A 14,182-nucleotide genomic window follows, 5' to 3' on the forward strand; every position below is an offset into this window, starting at 1 on the left:
ACTGTGGCACACGCCACTGACACCGGCCCCCGCGGACCGGAAGCGCTCAGGTCGCGGGCTCGCCGACGGTGTTCTCCGGCGCCCGCAGCGCGTCGTCGGTGCAGCGGTACGTGTACGGCGGGTCCCCCGCGTCCGGGCCTGCCAGCACCGCCGTACGCTCCTCGCCCGCCGCGTACGTGCAGACGATCTGCGCCAGCATCGGAGACCCCAGACCCTGCGGATCCCGGCTCAGCCGCACCGTGCCCGCCGGATCCCCGGAAAGACCGTCCGTCACCCGCAGCCCGGAGACGGCGGTGGAGTAGCCGGCCTGCTTCTCGTCCTCGCGCGGCTCCCGCTCCAGCTCCCTCAGCAACCGCGCCGCCAGCTCCGTACCGGCCAGGTCGTCCGGAACGCTCCGGGGCACCGGCGCCAACTGCGTACCGCACACCAGATACACCGCCCGCAGCGTCTCGCCGTCCGCCGATCGCGCCGCCGGCGACGGGCCGCCCGGCGCGCACTCCGCCCGCGACGGCGCGCTGCCGGCGTCCACCGGCACGGACGTGGGCCGAATCCCGCACCCGGTGGTCAGCACCGCGACGGTGGCCACGGCGACCGCCGCCAGGGCCGCGAAGACCGGCCGGTTCGAGGCTGGCGCCCTCACTCGTCCTCCTGCTCCAGGGCCTCCGCAGCCGCCGACGAGTCCCGCGGCAGCCGCAGCGTGAACACCGCCCCGCCCGCCGGGTCGTTGGCCGCGGTGATCGTACCGCCGTGGATCCGGGCGCTCTCCACCGCGATGGACAGCCCGAGGCCGCTGCCGTCGGAGCGCGGCCGCGCGGTGTCCGCCTTGTAGAAGCGGTCGAAGACGTGCGGCAGCACCTCGGCGGGGATGCCTGGCCCGTTGTCCTTGACCTCGATGACCAGATCGCCGGCGCCGGGCGCGTCCGCCGTGGTGCGCACCGACACCCGCACGGGGGAGCCGCCGTGCTTGAGCGCGTTGCCGATGAGGTTGGCGAGGATCACGTCCAGACGCCGCGGGTCCAGGCGCGCGACGATGCCGCGGTCGGCGTCCAGCTCCACCGCGTCCAGCCAGGCGCGGGCGTCGATGCAGGCGGTGACCAGGTCGGCGACGTCCACGTCGTCGAGGACGAGCCGGGCGGTGCCGGCGTCGAAGCGGGTCACCTCCATCAGGTTCTCCACCAGGTCGTTGAGCCGCCGGGTCTCCTGCACCACGAGCTGCACCGCGGGCGCGATCATCGGGTCCAGGTTCTCCTGTTCCTCCTCCAGCACCTCGGACACCGCGGTCATCGCGGTCAGCGGCGTGCGCAGCTCGTGCGACATGTCCGCCACGAACCGCCGGCTGGACTTCTCCCGCTCGCTCAGCTCCTCCACCCGCTGCTGCAGCCGCTCCGCGGTCTGGTTGAACGTCCGCGACAGGTCGGCCAGTTCGTCGGTGCCGGTCACCCGCAGCCGGGTGTCGAGCTTGCCCTCGCCGAGCCGCCGTGCCGCCTCGCCGAGCCGCTGCACGGGCCGCAGCACCGTGGACGCGGCGCCCTGCGCGAGCAGTGCGGAGCCGATGAGGGACAGGCCGGTGGCGATGCCCAGCGACCAGGCCAGCGAGTTGAGGTCCCGGCGCTCGGAGTCCAGGGACTTGAACATGTAGCCGGTCCAGTCGGTGCCGATCACCCGGGCGCCGCCGACGAGATACGGCGTGCCGTCCATCGTCACCCGCTGCCAGTACAGGTGGTACGGCCACTTCCCGTCGTCGCGCCGCTGGTCGACCGCCGTCTTCAGCGTCTTCGGCACGTCGTGCAGGGTGAACGACGGGTCGGAGCGCTCCACGCAGCCGGGTTCGCCGCCGCTGCCCCCGCCACCGGAGATGAGTATGACGTCGAAGTTCTGGGTGGTGCTCGACAGCCGCCGGGCGGCCTTGGCGAGATCCGTACAGCCGGCCCGCAGGTCCAGCTCGCCGCCCTCGTCCTGCAGCGACTCCCGGAAGTCCTTCAGCGAGGCGTCCTGGGTGCGGGTGAGCACCGAGTCCCGGTTGAGCCAGTACGCGATGCCGGCGACGGACACCGCGGAGACCAGGGCCACCAGCGCGAACACGATGACCAGACGCAGTCGCAGGCTGATCCAGCGCAGCAGCCCCGCCGCCCAGCCGCGTACGAGCCCCTGCCGCCCCTGCGCGTCGGAGGGGCCCGGACTCACGAGGGCGGATCCAGCCGGTAGCCCACGCCGCGTACGGTCTTGATCAGTGTGGGCGCGGACGGCACGTCCTCGACCTTCGCGCGCAGCCGCTGTACGCAGGCGTCGACCAGCCGGGAGTCGCCCAGATAGTCGTGTTCCCAGACGAGCTGCAGCAACTGCTGACGCGACAGCGCCTGGCCGGGCCGGCGGCTCAGCTCCAGCAGCAACCGCAGCTCCGTCGGCGTCAGTTGCAGATGCTCGCCGTCCTTGGTGACGGTCATCGCCGAGCGGTCGATGACGACGTTGCCGAACGTGGCCGAGTCGGTGGTCTCCCGCTCGCCGCGGCGCAGCACCGCGCGGATCCGGGCGTCCAGCACCCGCCCCTGCACGGGTTTGACGACGTAGTCGTCGGCGCCCGACTCCAGCCCGACCACGACGTCGATGTCGTCGCTGCGCGCGGTCAGCAGGATGATCGGCAACTGGTCGGTGCGGCGGATGCGCCGGCACACCTCGAAGCCGTCGATGCCCGGCAGCATGACATCCAGCACGATCAGGTCGGGCCGCTGCTCGCGCAGCAGCTTGAGCCCGTCCTCACCGGTCGCCGCGGTCGTCACGCGGTGGCCCTGGCGGGAGAGGGACATCTCCAGCGCGGTGCGGATGGCGTCGTCGTCCTCGATCAGCAACAGAGAAGGCACGCGGGTCATTCTGGCAGGGCGCGCCGGAAGGGGCGAGTTCGCCGTCATCACGGCCTCCGGGAAGGGCCCGTGTAAGGGGCACCCGCCCCTGTTGCACGCCTGTGACAGTCGACGGACAGCGCGATGAAGTCGGGACGACAGGATTCTGGTCGTCGGGCAAGCCCGGCACAGCGGGGCCGACCGAAGCAGACTCCACCGACGGGGGGCGTGAGATGAACGCACTGCACGACAGCACCACCAGCGCAGCGGTTCACACACGCCTGCACGCCAAGGGGGGGAGTGCCGAGGGGATGGCTCCCGCCCGCGCCTCGCGCGGTGCGGGGGAGTCCGGTGCCGCGAACGCGCGGGGGTGCGGTCGCGGCGCCGGGCGTCGTCCTCCTTACATGGTCGCGATCGCGGGCAGCACGGGCCCCGGGGGGACCGGCGTCATGCCGGCGGGGACCGGACCGGCCGTGGACCCGGGGGGGGACGACGGGGGGAAGAAGGCGTACGGAGAGGTGCCGGGGGAAACGGTCGGCAAGCAGGCCGGGGCCGCCGCGGAGGCTGACAGCACCGCGGCGTTCACCGCCTACGTGGCCGAGCGGCGCGCCTCTCTGTACGCCACCGCCTACCACCTGACCGGCGACCGGTTCGAGGCGGAGGACCTGCTGCAGAGCGCACTGTTCTCCACCTACCGGGCCTGGGACCGGATCAGCGACAAGGCGGCGGTGGGGGGCTACCTCCGCCGTACCATGACGAACCTGCACATCAGTGCCTGGCGCCGGCGAAAGCTCGCGGAGTATCCGACCGAGGAACTTCCCGAGGCGCCGGGGGAGTCGGACGCCATGCGCGGCACGGAGCTGCGCACGGTGCTCTGGCAGGCGCTGGCGCGGCTGCCCGAGATGCAGCGCACGATGCTCGTGCTGCGCTACTACGAGGGCAGGACCGACCCGGAGATCGCCGACGTGCTGGGGATCAGCGTGGGGACCGTCAAGAGCAGCATCTGGCGCTCGCTGCGCCGGCTGCGCGACGACGAGGCGCTGAGCTTCGGGCGGGACCGGGAGGAGTCGTTCGAGGAGCTCGTGGCCTGAGGGGCCGATGACCGGGGACGGGGGGACCTGGGGCCACGGGAGGGGAGAACGGGGGAAATCGGGGGATCGGGGGAACGGGGGGAAAGACCGCGAGACCGCACGGGGCCGGGGGGTGCCCGTCAGGGATCGGGGGATCGGGGGACGTGCAGGGGCCGGACGCGCGGGGGGTGCGTCCGGCCCCTGCTCGTGTGCGCGGGGTGCGGGTGCGCCGCGCCGCGGTGCGCCAGCCGCGGCGCGCGGGCCGCGGCTGTCGCCGGGCCGGTCGGCGGGCCGCCCTGCGCGGCCCGGGCGGCGCTGCCGGCGCACGGTCGTCGCGCCTCCCGCGCCCCTCGCGGTGCCCGCCCGCGTCCGTCGGCCCGTACGGACGGGCTGGGGCGCAGCCGCGTAGTCGTGCCGTCCGCGCCCTCGTCCCGTACGCCCCGCCGCCCCGGCCGGGAGGCCGTCAGTACGCCGAGCCGCTCACACCCAGGCTGCCCGTCGGGTGCCAGACCGTCTTCGTCTCCAGGAACGCCGTCAGCCGGCCCGTCCCCGGGTCCGCCGTCCAGTCGTACGGCGGCCGCGGGCGCAGCACCCGCTTCAGGTTGTCCGCCGCCGCGACCTCCAGCTCCCTCGCCAGCTCCGCGTCCGCGCCCGTCAGGTCGATGGCGTTGACGTCCTGGTGCGCGGCCAGCGTCGGCGCGATCTCCGCGGTACGCCCCGAGAGCACGTTGACGACACCCCCCGGCACGTCCGACGTGGCCAGCACCTCCGCCAGCGACAGCGCCGGCAGCGGCCGCTCCTCCGCGGCGACGACCACCGCCGCGTTGCCCGTGGCGATCACCGGCGCGAGCACCGACACCAGTCCCAGCAGCGCCGACTCCTGCGGCGCCACGACGGCGACGACACCCGTCGGCTCCGGCGCGGAAAGGTTGAAGTACGGCCCGGCGACCGGGTTTCCGCCGCCGGCGACCTGGGCGATCTTGTCGGTCCACCCCGCGTACCAGACCCAGCGGTCGATCGCCGCGTCCACCTGCGCCGCCGACTTGGCCTTCGACAGCCCCTCGGCGTCGGCGACCTCCGCGACATACTGCTCGCGCCGCCCCTGCAGCATCTCCGCCACCCGGTAGAGCACCTGCCCGCGGTTGTACGCCGTGGCACCCGACCAGCCGGCGACGGCCTTGCGGGCGGCGACCACCGCGTCGCGGGCGTCCTTGCGGGAACCGCGGGGCGCGTGGGCGAGCCAGCGGCCCTTCGCGTCGGTCACCTCGTACACCCGCCCGCTCTCCGAGCGGGGGAACTTCCCGCCCACGTACAGCTTGTAGGTCTTGAGGACCGACAGCCTCGCATCCGCCTGTGTCATCGCAGGTACGCCTCCAGCCCGTGGCGGCCGCCCTCGCGGCCGAAGCCCGACTCCTTGTAGCCGCCGAACGGCGAGGTCGGATCGAACTTGTTGAACGTGTTCGCCCACACGACGCCCGCGCGCAGCCGCTCGGCCACCGCCAGGATCCGCGAGCCCTTCTCCGTCCACACCCCGGCGGACAGCCCGTACGGCGTGTTGTTGGCCTTCGCGACCGCCTCGGCGGGGGTACGGAACGTCAGCACCGACAGCACCGGGCCGAAGATCTCCTCGCGCGCGATGCGGTGCGCCTGCGTCACGCCGGTGAAGAGCGTCGGCGCGAACCAGTAGCCGCTGCCGGGCAGTTCGCACGGCGCCGTCCAGCGCTGGGCGCCCTCCGCGTCACCGGCGTCGGCCAGCTCCGTGATCCGGGCGAGCTGCTCGGCGGAGTTGATGGCCCCGATGTCGGTGTTCTTGTCCAGCGGGTCGCCCAGCCGCAGCGTGGCGAGCCGCCGCTTCAGCGACTCCAGCAGCTCGTCGGCCACCGACTCCTGCACCAGGAGCCGGGAGCCGGCGCAGCACACCTGGCCCTGGTTGAAGAAGATGCCGCCGACGATGCCCTCGACGGCCTGGTCGATCGGGGCGTCGTCGAAGACGATGTTGGCGCCCTTGCCGCCCAGCTCCAGCGTGAGCCGCTTGTCCGTGCCGGCGACGGACCGGGCGATCTCCTTGCCGACGGCCGTGGAGCCGGTGAACGCGACCTTGTCGACGTCCGGGTGCGCGACGAGCGCCGCACCGGCGTCCCCGTAGCCGGGGAGGATGTTGACGACGCCCTTCGGCAGCCCGGCCTGGCGGCAGATGTCGGCGAAGAACAGCGCGGACAGCGGGGTGGTCTCGGCGGGCTTAAGCACCACGGTGTTGCCGCAGGCCAGCGCCGGGGCGATCTTCCACGCGAGCATCAGCAGCGGGAAGTTCCACGGGATGACCTGCCCGGCGACGCCCAGCGGCTTCGGCTCGGGACCGAAGCCCGCGTGGCCGAGCTTGTCGGCCCAGCCGGCGTAGTAGAAGAAGTGCGCGGCGACCAGCGGCAGGTCGGCGTCGCGGGTCTCGCGGATCGGCTTGCCGTTGTCCAGCGTCTCCAGCACCGCCAGCTCGCGCGAGCGCTCCTGGATGATGCGAGCGATACGGAACAGGTACTTGCCGCGCTCCGCGCCCGGAAGCGCCGACCAGGAGGTGAACGCCCGGCGGGCGGCGGCGACCGCCCGCTCGACGTCCGCCTCGCCGGCCCGCGCGACCTCCGAGAGCACTTCCTCGGTCGCCGGGGCGACGGACTTGAAGACCTTCCCGTCGGCGGCGTCGGTGAACTCGCCGTCGACGAACAGGCCGTAGCTGGGCGCGATGTCGACGACCGAGCGGGACTCGGGCGCGGGCGCGTAGGCGAAGAGCTTGTGTTCAGCGGTCATTCGGCTCGGTCCCCCTCTAGTCCACGGTCACGTAGTCGGGGCCGGAGTAGCGGCCGGTGCGCAGCTTCTGCCGCTGCATGAGCAGGTCGTTGAGCAGGCTGGAGGCGCCGAAGCGGAACCAGCGGTTGTCCAGCCAGTCGTCCCCGGCGGTCTCGTTGACCAGCACCAGGAACTTCACCGCGTCCTTGGCCGTGCGGATGCCGCCCGCGGGCTTCACGCCGACCTGGACGCCGGTGGCCGCGCGGTAGTCCCGGACGGCTTCGAGCAGGACCAGGGTGTTGGCGGGGGTGGCGTTCACGCCGACCTTGCCGGTCGAGGTCTTGATGAAGTCGGCGCCGCCCAGCATGCCGAGCCAGCTCGCCCGGCGGATGTTGTCGTACGTGGACAGCTCGCCGGTCTCGAAGATCACCTTCAGCCGGGCGCCGGCCGCGGCCTGCCGCACGGCGCGGATCTGCTCGTAGACCTCCAGATAGCGGCCGGCCAGGAAGGCGCCGCGGTCGATGACCATGTCGATCTCGTCGGCGCCCGCGGCCAGCGCCGCACGGGTGTCGGCGAGCTTCACCTCCAGCGCCGCCCGCCCGGAGGGGAAGGCGGTGGCCACCGAGGCGACCTTCACGCCGGAGCCGGCCAGCGCCTCGGCGGCGACGGCGGCGAGGTCCGGGTAGACGCAGACGGCAGCGACCTGGGGTGTCGTACGGTCCGTGGGGTCGGGGGTGCGGGCCTTGGCGCACAGCGCGCGCACCTTGCCGGGGGTGTCGGAGCCCTCCAGCGTCGTCAGGTCGATCATCGAGACGGCCAGGTCCAGGGCGTACGCCTTGGCCGTGGTCTTGATGGAGCGGGTGCCCAGGGCGGCGGCGCGGGCCTCCAGGCCGACCGGGTCGACGCCGGGCAGCCCGTGCAGGAAGCGGCGGAGCGCGCCGTCGGAGGCCGTCACGTCCGCGAGGGACGCCGGCGGGCCCGCGGCTGCGGTGGGTATGCGGGGCATGGTCACCACACGAGCATATCTACCCGCGTAGCGTCCCGGGAGTGGGCCTACGGACCCCGCGGACCCGGCGGATCGATGCGGGACCGCAATACCGGTGCGATGTCCGGATTCCGGACCGTCGGGCAGAATCGGCGGCATGAGCAAGGACACCCCGGACACCCGGCCGAAATACGCCGACCGCGCCTACCGCTCCGTCGCGGGCATCGCCGCCGGCGTGCTGCTGCTCGTCCTCGGCGGCTGGCTCGGTGTGGACGCCCTGGTCCGCGGCAGCGGGCAGGCGCGGGTGATCGCGGTGGCCGCGCTGGTCGCCGGGGTGCCGCTGGTGGTGTCACTGACGCTGCGGCCGGTGGTGTACGCGGGCGAGGAGCGGCTGCGGGTGCGCAACCCGTTCCGCACGATCGTGGTGCCGTGGGGCCGGGTGGAGGAAATCCGCGCGGGCTACTCCAGCGAGGTCGTCACCGAGGACGCCAAGTACCAGATGTGGGCCATCCCCGTCTCGCTGCGCGCCCGCAAGAAGGCCAACCGCCGCCGGGACCGCGCGGCCGGCGGCGGCGGGCTCTTCAGCCCGTCCAGCCGCCCGGCTCTGTCGGACCCGGCGATGCGCCGCCCCGGCGGCACGGGCGCCGCCGGCCTGGACCCCTCGGCGGGCGACCTGACGCCGACGGCCGACAAGTCGATCCGCGAGCTGCGCGAACTGGCGCACACGTACGCCGAGCGCGAGGGCGCGCAGGGGCCGGTCACGGTGCGCTGGGCGTACGAGATCCTGGGCCCCGCGATCGCGGGAAGCCTGGCCCTGATCATCGCCATCGCCGTCGGCTAGGCACCCCCGAGCCGCTGGTGACGCCTCCGTCAGCCGGGGCGGATCGCGCTGTGGACCGGCATGCTGTAGATCGACTCGGAGCGGACCACGGCGCCGGGACGCGGGGCGTGGATCATGTGGCCACCGCCCGTGTAGAGGCCGACGTGGCTGATGTCGTCGAAGAAGAAGACCAGGTCGCCGGGGCGCAGTTCGGCGACGGGCACGGAGGCGCCCGCGGTGACCTGGTCCCACGTCACGCGGGGGATCTCCACCCCCGCCGCCCGCCACGCGGCCTGCGTCAGACCGGAGCAGTCCCACGCGTCGGGGCCGGTGGCGCCCCACACGTACGGCTCGCCCGCCTGCGCCTCGGCGAAGGCGAGGGCGGCCTCGGCCCCCTGGGATAGGGGGCCGTCCTCGGCGGGCGCGGTGGCCTCGCCGGTGATGGTCCGCTCCGCCAGCTCCTGCCGCGTCTCCTCCTGCCGCTCCCGCAGCCGGCGCTCCTCGGCGGCCTCGCGCCGGGCGTGCTCACGGGCCCGCCGCTCGGCCTCGGCGCGCTCCGCGCGCTCCAGCTTGTCGAACTCGGCCCGTTCGCGGCCGGACAGGTCGGCCTTCAGCTCGCGCGCCTCGGTGAGCTTCGCCCGCAGCGCCTTCTCCTGGCGGCGCAGCGACGCCTCGCGGTCCTTGAGGCCGTCCACGGCCGCGGCGGCGGCCTTGCTGCGCTTACGGGCCTCCCGCTGCCGCGCGGTGAACTCGTCCAGCGCGTGCTGCTGCCGCTCGGACAGCCGGCTCAGCAGGTGCCGGTGGTCGGCGTACCCCTGCGGGTCCTCCGCGAGCAGCAGAACGGCGGCCTGCGACAGGCCGGTCGCCCCGGTGCGGTACTGGGTGGTGACGTAGCCGGTCAGCGTCCGCCGCGCGTCGTTGACCCGCGCGGTCGCCTGCGCGGCCCGCGCCAGCAGCCGGTCGGCCACCTGCTGCTGCTCGTCGGCCGCCGCCCCGGCCTCGTTGACCCGCTGCCCGGCGACACTGGCCTGCCGATCCAGCTCCTCGACGCGATCCCGGACTTCGGCGGCCCGCCGCGCCGCCTCCTGGGCCCGCCCCCGCTGCTCCCCGACGGCCGACGGGCCGTCTCCCGGCTCGTCCGCGACGGCGACCTGCGCCACCAGAATCGCCGAGGCCAGGGCGAACCCGGTAACGGCCCCGGAGCGCCGGCGACGGACCCGGGCGGGGCCGGCCGTGACCGGTCTCTCCTTCCGCGAGCGGACTCCCGGAGCGTGTGCGGAGGAGCCGAACGCACCGGAGCGGCCCGGTATCCAAGAAGAAAACGTCACCCCGACCCGCTACCCACCCCCGGGACGCCCCACGCACCACCGGGGCCGGGCCGCGGTCTCACCGCGGGGTACCGACGCCCCGGTGTCTCAGAGGCCCGCCGCCGCGGACAGGTCCGTTTTCAGGTCCGCCAGGACCTCCGCCGCCGTCGCCCGTGCCGCCGGGAGGCCCGGGAGTCCGGCCGGGACCGGGATCACGGCCTCCAGGTAGCACTTCAGCTTGGGTTCCGTGCCGCTCGGGCGGACGATCACGCGGGCCGCTTCCACACCCCGGGCCCCGTCGCCCGCCAGCGTGTAGCGGAGGCCGTCCGTCGGGGGCAGCGCCGGGGTGCCCGTCGAGAGGTCCTCGGCCCGCGTCACCCGGAGGCCCGCTGCCGTCCGCGGCGGGGACGTGCGGAGGCGGTGCATCGCCGTCGCGATCACGTCCAGGTCGTCCACGCGGACGGAGAGCTGGTCCGTGGCGTGCAGCCCGTGCTCCACGGCGATGTCGTCCAGCAGGTCCTGGAGCGTACGGCCCGCCGCCTTCAGCTCCGCCGTCAGCTCGGCGACGAGCAGGGCCGCGGTGATGCCGTCCTTGTCGCGGACGCCGGCGGGATCGACGCAGTAGCCGAGGGCCTCCTCGTAGGCGTAGCGCAGGTCCTCGACCCGGGCCAGCCACTTGAAGCCCGTCAGCGTCTCCTCGTACGGCAGGCCCGCGGCCCGCGCGATCCGGCCCATGAGGGACGAGGAGACGATGGACGCGGCGAAGGTGCCCGCGGCCCCTTTGCGTACGAGGTGCGTGGCCAGCAGGGCGCCGACCTCGTCGCCGCGCAGCATCCGCCAGCCCGCGCCCCCGTCCGCCGCCGCGTCCGGGACGGCCACCGCGCAGCGGTCGGCGTCGGGGTCGTTGGCGATGATCACGTCGACGTCCCCGCCGGCCGCCGCGCGGGCCGTGGCGAACGCCAGGTCCATCGCCCCGGGCTCCTCCGGATTGGGGAACGCGACGGTCGGGAAGTCCGGGTCCGGCTCCGCCTGCGCCGCGACCGGCACCGGGGCCGGGAAGCCGGCGCGGGTGAAGGCGGCGGCGAGGGTGGCGGCGCCGACGCCGTGCAGCGCGGTGTGCACGGTCCGTACGCCCCGGGGGCCGCCCGCGGTGACGACCGTGGCGGCCCGGTCGAGGTACGCCTCCACGACCTCCTCGCCCAGCACCTCCCAGCCGCCCTCCGGGCGGGGCACGTCCGCGAGCGGGCCCACCGCCGCGATGGCCTCGGCGATCCCCGCGTCGGCGGGCGGGACGATCTGGGAGCCGCCGCCGAGGTAGACCTTGTAGCCGTTGTCCCGCGGCGGGTTGTGGCTGGCGGTGACGGTGACCCCGGCGACCGCGCCGAGGTGGCGGATCGCGAAGGCCAGCACCGGCGTCGGCAGCGGCCGGGGCAGGACGGCGGCCCGGAAGCCGGCGCCGGTCATCACGGCCGCCGTGTCCTCGGCGAAGGCGTGGCTCTTGTGCCGGGCGTCGTAGCCGACGACCACCAGGCCGCCGCCCGCGCCCTGCTCGTTCAGATACGCGGCCAGCCCCGCGGCGGCGCGGATGACGACGGCCCGGTTCATCCGCATCGGCCCCGCGCCCAGCTCACCGCGGAGCCCGGCGGTGCCGAACTGCAGCGTGCCCGCGAAGCGGTCCGCGAGGGCGGCGGTGTCGTCGGCCCGGAGCAGGGCCGCCAGCTCGGCCCGGGTGTCGGGGTCGGGGTCCTCGGCCAGCCAGGTCCTGGCCCGGGCGGTGAGCGCGGCGGCGTCCGTGGTCACCGGTTGTCGTCCTCAGTCACTGTGGTCCTCTCCGTCCGTCCCCGGCCGCCCGTCCCGGCGTCCGTGCCCGTCGCGGCGTCCGTGCCCGTCGCGGCGTACGCCCCGGCGCGTACCGCCTGAAGCCTCACACCCGGCGCAGCACCTCGGCCAGCAGCCCGCCCATCCGCGCCGCCGAGTCGCGCCCCGCCTGCAGGACCTCCTCGTGGCTCAGCGGCTCGCCGGTCATGCCCGCCGCCAGGTTCGTCACCAGCGAGATCCCCAGCACCTCGGCGCCCGCCTCGCGGGCCGCGATGGCCTCCAAGACCGTCGACATGCCCACCAGGTCGGCGCCGAGGCGGCGGAGCATCTCGATCTCGGCCGGCGTCTCGTAGTGCGGGCCCGGCAACTGGGCGTAGACACCCTCCTCCAGGCTGGCGTCCACCTGCTTGCACAGCGCCCGCAGCCGCGGCGAGTACAGATCCGTCAGGTCGACGAAGTGCGCGCCCTCGATCGGCGAGGCCGCGGTGAGGTTGATGTGGTCACCGATCAGCACCGGCTGGCCGGGCCGCATGCCCTCGCGCAGTCCGCCGCAGCCGTTGGTGAGCACCACCGTCTTGCAGCCCGCCGCCGCGGCCGTGCGCACGCCGTGCGCCACGGCGGCGACGCCGTGGCCCTCGTAGAAGTGCGTGCGGCCGAGGAAGACCAGTGCCCGTTTGCCGCCCAGCCGGTACGAGCGGATCCGCCCGGCGTGGCCCTCCACCGCGGGCGGCGGGAAGCCCGGCAGGTCGGTGACGCGCAGCTCGTGCTCGGGCGCGCCGAGCGCCTCCGCCGCCGGTACCCAGCCGGAGCCCATCACGACGGCGACGTCGTGGGTTTCGGCCCCGGTGAGCTCGCGGAGGCGGTCGGCGGCGGCCGCCGCGTCGGGGGCGGCGTGCGGAGTGGATGCGTTCACGCGACGAGCGTAGCCCGTCACCCCCTACGCGCGTAGAAGCGGCCCCCCCACTGGGGGCCCGCCGCCCCGCGCGGGAGCCGTCGGCGGCGGCGGGGGACAATGGGGTACGTGACTCGGATCGTGATCATCGGTGGTGGCCCCGGCGGGTACGAGGCGGCGCTCGTCGCCGCGCAGCTCGGCGCGGAGGTGACGGTCGTCGACTCCGACGGCCTGGGCGGTGCGTCGGTGCTCACCGACTGCGTGCCGTCGAAGACGCTGATCGCCACCGCGGAGGTGATGACCACCTTCGACTCCTCGTACGAGGAGCTGGGCATCATCGTCGCGGACGACACGCCCCCGGAGAAGCAGGCCGCCCGCGTCGTCGGCGTGGACCTGGGCAAGGTCAACGCCCGGGTGAAGCGGCTGGCGCTGGCCCAGTCCGAGGACATCACCACGAGCGTGACGCGCGCCGGCGGCCGGGTCGTACGGGGCCGGGCGAGCGTCTCGCCGCAGCAGGCGCCGGACGGCTCGCGCACGGTCCTGGTGGCCGGGGCCGCCGACGGGGAGCCGGCCGAGCTGGTCGCGGACGCGGTGCTCGTCGCCACCGGCGGCAGCCCGCGCGAGCTGCCCGACGCGCAGCCCGACGGCGAGCGGATCCTGAACTGGAAGCAGGTCTACGACCTCGACGAGCTGCCCGAGGAGCTGATCGTCGTCGGCTCCGGCGTCACCGGAGCGGAGTTCGCGGGCGCGTACCAGGCGCTCGGCTCGCGGGTCACGCTGGTCTCCAGCCGGGACCGGGTGCTGCCGGGCGAGGACCCGGACGCGGCGGCGGTGCTGGAGGACGTCTTCCGGCGCCGCGGCATGAACGTGATGAGCCGCTCGCGCGCACAGGGCGCCAAGCGCGTCGGCGACCGGGTCGAGGTGACCCTCAACGACGGCCGGGTGATCACCGGTTCGCACTGCCTGATGGCGGTCGGCGCGGTGCCCAACACCCGGGGCATCGGCCTGGAGGAGGCCGGGGTGCGGCTGACGGACTCCGGACACATCTGGACCGACAAGGTGTCGCGCACCAGCGCGCCGGGCATCTACGCCGCGGGCGACTGCACGGGCGTCTTCGCGCTCGCCTCGGTGGCGGCGATGCAGGGCCGGATCGCGATGTACCACTTCCTCGGCGAGACCGTCGCGCCGCTGCGGCTGAAGACGGTCTCCGCGAATGTGTTCACGGACCCCGAGATTGCCACGGTGGGTTACCAGCAGTCGGATGTGGACGAGGGGCGCATTGATGCACGGGTGATGAAACTGCCGCTGCTGCGCAACCCGCGAGCCAAGATGCAGGGGGTGCGGGACGGATTCGTGAAGCTGATCTGTCGCCCCGGCACCGGGATCGTGGTAGGGGGAGTTGTGGTCGCGCCGCGGGCCAGCGAGCTGATCCACCCCATCTCGATCGCCGTCGACAACAATCTGACCGTCGAACAGATCGCGAAGGCGTTTACCGTCTATCCCTCGCTGTCGGGGTCGATCGCCGAGGTCGCGCGGCAGCTCCAGGCCAGCAAGCCGGGCGGCGACGACTAGGCCCGTACCTGGTCGGGCCGCGGGTGGTGCCGAGCGCAACCGAGCACCTATACCACCTCTGGATGTCGCCAAGGAGCATTTTCTTCTCATCGACGCAAGCGGC

Annotated in this window: 12 protein-coding genes; 3 read left to right on the forward strand and 9 right to left on the reverse strand. The window is 74.2% G+C overall.

What is annotated here, in order from left to right; translation table 11 throughout:
- Positions 1 to 46: 46 nt before the first annotated feature.
- Genes ABGA99_RS05580 through ABGA99_RS05590 form a run of 3 tightly spaced genes read right to left on the reverse strand, consistent with a single transcriptional unit; the run spans position 47 to position 2,858 of the window.
- Positions 47 to 640: a hypothetical protein gene (locus tag ABGA99_RS05580; RefSeq protein ID WP_347581836.1), complete on the reverse strand. Its 594-nt coding sequence runs from the start codon at positions 638 to 640 to the stop codon at positions 47 to 49.
- Complete coding sequence (locus ABGA99_RS05585) at positions 637 to 2,184, reverse strand: HAMP domain-containing sensor histidine kinase (protein ID WP_347581835.1); 1,548 nt, start codon at positions 2,182 to 2,184, stop codon at positions 637 to 639. Before ABGA99_RS05585 ends, ABGA99_RS05580 begins: the two co-directional genes overlap by 4 nt.
- Positions 2,181 to 2,858 (reverse strand): response regulator transcription factor, encoded by a 678-nt coding sequence (locus ABGA99_RS05590; protein ID WP_027771656.1) that lies wholly within the window; start codon positions 2,856 to 2,858, stop codon positions 2,181 to 2,183. Before ABGA99_RS05590 ends, ABGA99_RS05585 begins: the two co-directional genes overlap by 4 nt.
- A 212-nt stretch (positions 2,859 to 3,070) precedes the next feature.
- On the opposite strand from ABGA99_RS05590, the gene ABGA99_RS05595 reads away from it, so the two are divergent.
- Positions 3,071 to 3,928 (forward strand): SigE family RNA polymerase sigma factor, encoded by an 858-nt coding sequence (locus ABGA99_RS05595; RefSeq protein ID WP_347581834.1) that lies wholly within the window; start codon positions 3,071 to 3,073, stop codon positions 3,926 to 3,928.
- A 442-nt stretch (positions 3,929 to 4,370) separates the two neighbouring features.
- Here the strand turns inward: ABGA99_RS05595 and ABGA99_RS05600 are convergent, their stop codons facing one another.
- The 3 genes from ABGA99_RS05600 to deoC are packed head-to-tail and all read right to left on the reverse strand — an operon-like array spanning position 4,371 to position 7,691.
- The gene (locus ABGA99_RS05600; RefSeq protein ID WP_347576464.1) at positions 4,371 to 5,267 is read right to left on the reverse strand and encodes an aldehyde dehydrogenase family protein; all 897 of its coding nucleotides are present in this window, start codon (positions 5,265 to 5,267) and stop codon (positions 4,371 to 4,373) included.
- Entirely contained in the window at positions 5,264 to 6,706 is a 1,443-nt protein-coding gene (locus ABGA99_RS05605; protein ID WP_347576463.1) for an aldehyde dehydrogenase family protein, read from the reverse strand. The genes ABGA99_RS05600 and ABGA99_RS05605 overlap by 4 nt, the downstream gene beginning before the upstream one ends.
- A gap of 16 nt (positions 6,707 to 6,722) precedes the next feature.
- Positions 6,723 to 7,691 carry a deoxyribose-phosphate aldolase gene (deoC, locus tag ABGA99_RS05610; RefSeq protein ID WP_347576482.1) on the reverse strand — a complete coding sequence of 323 codons (969 nt, stop codon included), beginning with the start codon at positions 7,689 to 7,691 and terminating at the stop codon, positions 6,723 to 6,725.
- A 136-nt stretch (positions 7,692 to 7,827) separates the two neighbouring features.
- Here deoC and ABGA99_RS05615 point away from each other — a divergent pair, with 136 nt between their 5' ends.
- Positions 7,828 to 8,511, forward strand: coding sequence for a PH domain-containing protein (locus ABGA99_RS05615; protein WP_347582248.1), 684 nt, complete (start codon positions 7,828 to 7,830; stop codon positions 8,509 to 8,511).
- Positions 8,512 to 8,540: 29 nt separating this feature from the next.
- Here the strand turns inward: ABGA99_RS05615 and ABGA99_RS05620 are convergent, their stop codons facing one another.
- The 3 genes from ABGA99_RS05620 to ABGA99_RS05630 form a co-directional block, all read right to left on the reverse strand.
- Positions 8,541 to 9,650: a C40 family peptidase gene (locus tag ABGA99_RS05620; protein WP_347576461.1), complete on the reverse strand. Its 1,110-nt coding sequence runs from the start codon at positions 9,648 to 9,650 to the stop codon at positions 8,541 to 8,543.
- A gap of 255 nt (positions 9,651 to 9,905) precedes the next feature.
- A complete protein-coding gene (locus ABGA99_RS05625) occupies positions 9,906 to 11,597 on the reverse strand; it encodes a phospho-sugar mutase (protein WP_347582249.1) in 1,692 nt (563 codons plus the stop codon).
- A gap of 124 nt (positions 11,598 to 11,721) precedes the next feature.
- Positions 11,722 to 12,528 (reverse strand): purine-nucleoside phosphorylase, encoded by an 807-nt coding sequence (locus ABGA99_RS05630; RefSeq protein WP_347576459.1) that lies wholly within the window; start codon positions 12,526 to 12,528, stop codon positions 11,722 to 11,724.
- A gap of 99 nt (positions 12,529 to 12,627) precedes the next feature.
- On the opposite strand from ABGA99_RS05630, the gene ABGA99_RS05635 reads away from it, so the two are divergent.
- On the forward strand, positions 12,628 to 14,079 hold the full coding sequence (locus tag ABGA99_RS05635; RefSeq protein WP_347576458.1) for an NAD(P)H-quinone dehydrogenase: 1,452 nt from the start codon (positions 12,628 to 12,630) through the stop codon (positions 14,077 to 14,079).
- Positions 14,080 to 14,182: the final 103 nt, after the last annotated feature.

Source organism: Streptomyces sp. B5E4, assembly GCF_039871555.1.
In the GTDB taxonomy this organism is placed as follows: Bacteria; Actinomycetota; Actinomycetes; order Streptomycetales; family Streptomycetaceae; genus Streptomyces.

Coding starts and splice junctions, on each gene's coding strand:
- deoC (WP_347576482.1), bottom strand. CDS start 7,691: ATGCCCCGCATACCCACCGCAGCCGCGGGCCCGCCGGCGTCCCTCGCG.
- ABGA99_RS05615 (WP_347582248.1), top strand. CDS start 7,828: ATGAGCAAGGACACCCCGGACACCCGGCCGAAATACGCCGACCGCGCC.
- ABGA99_RS05600 (WP_347576464.1), bottom strand. CDS start 5,267: ATGACACAGGCGGATGCGAGGCTGTCGGTCCTCAAGACCTACAAGCTG.
- ABGA99_RS05635 (WP_347576458.1), top strand. CDS start 12,628: ATGGGGTACGTGACTCGGATCGTGATCATCGGTGGTGGCCCCGGCGGG.
- ABGA99_RS05605 (WP_347576463.1), bottom strand. CDS start 6,706: ATGACCGCTGAACACAAGCTCTTCGCCTACGCGCCCGCGCCCGAGTCC.
- ABGA99_RS05595 (WP_347581834.1), top strand. CDS start 3,071: ATGAACGCACTGCACGACAGCACCACCAGCGCAGCGGTTCACACACGC.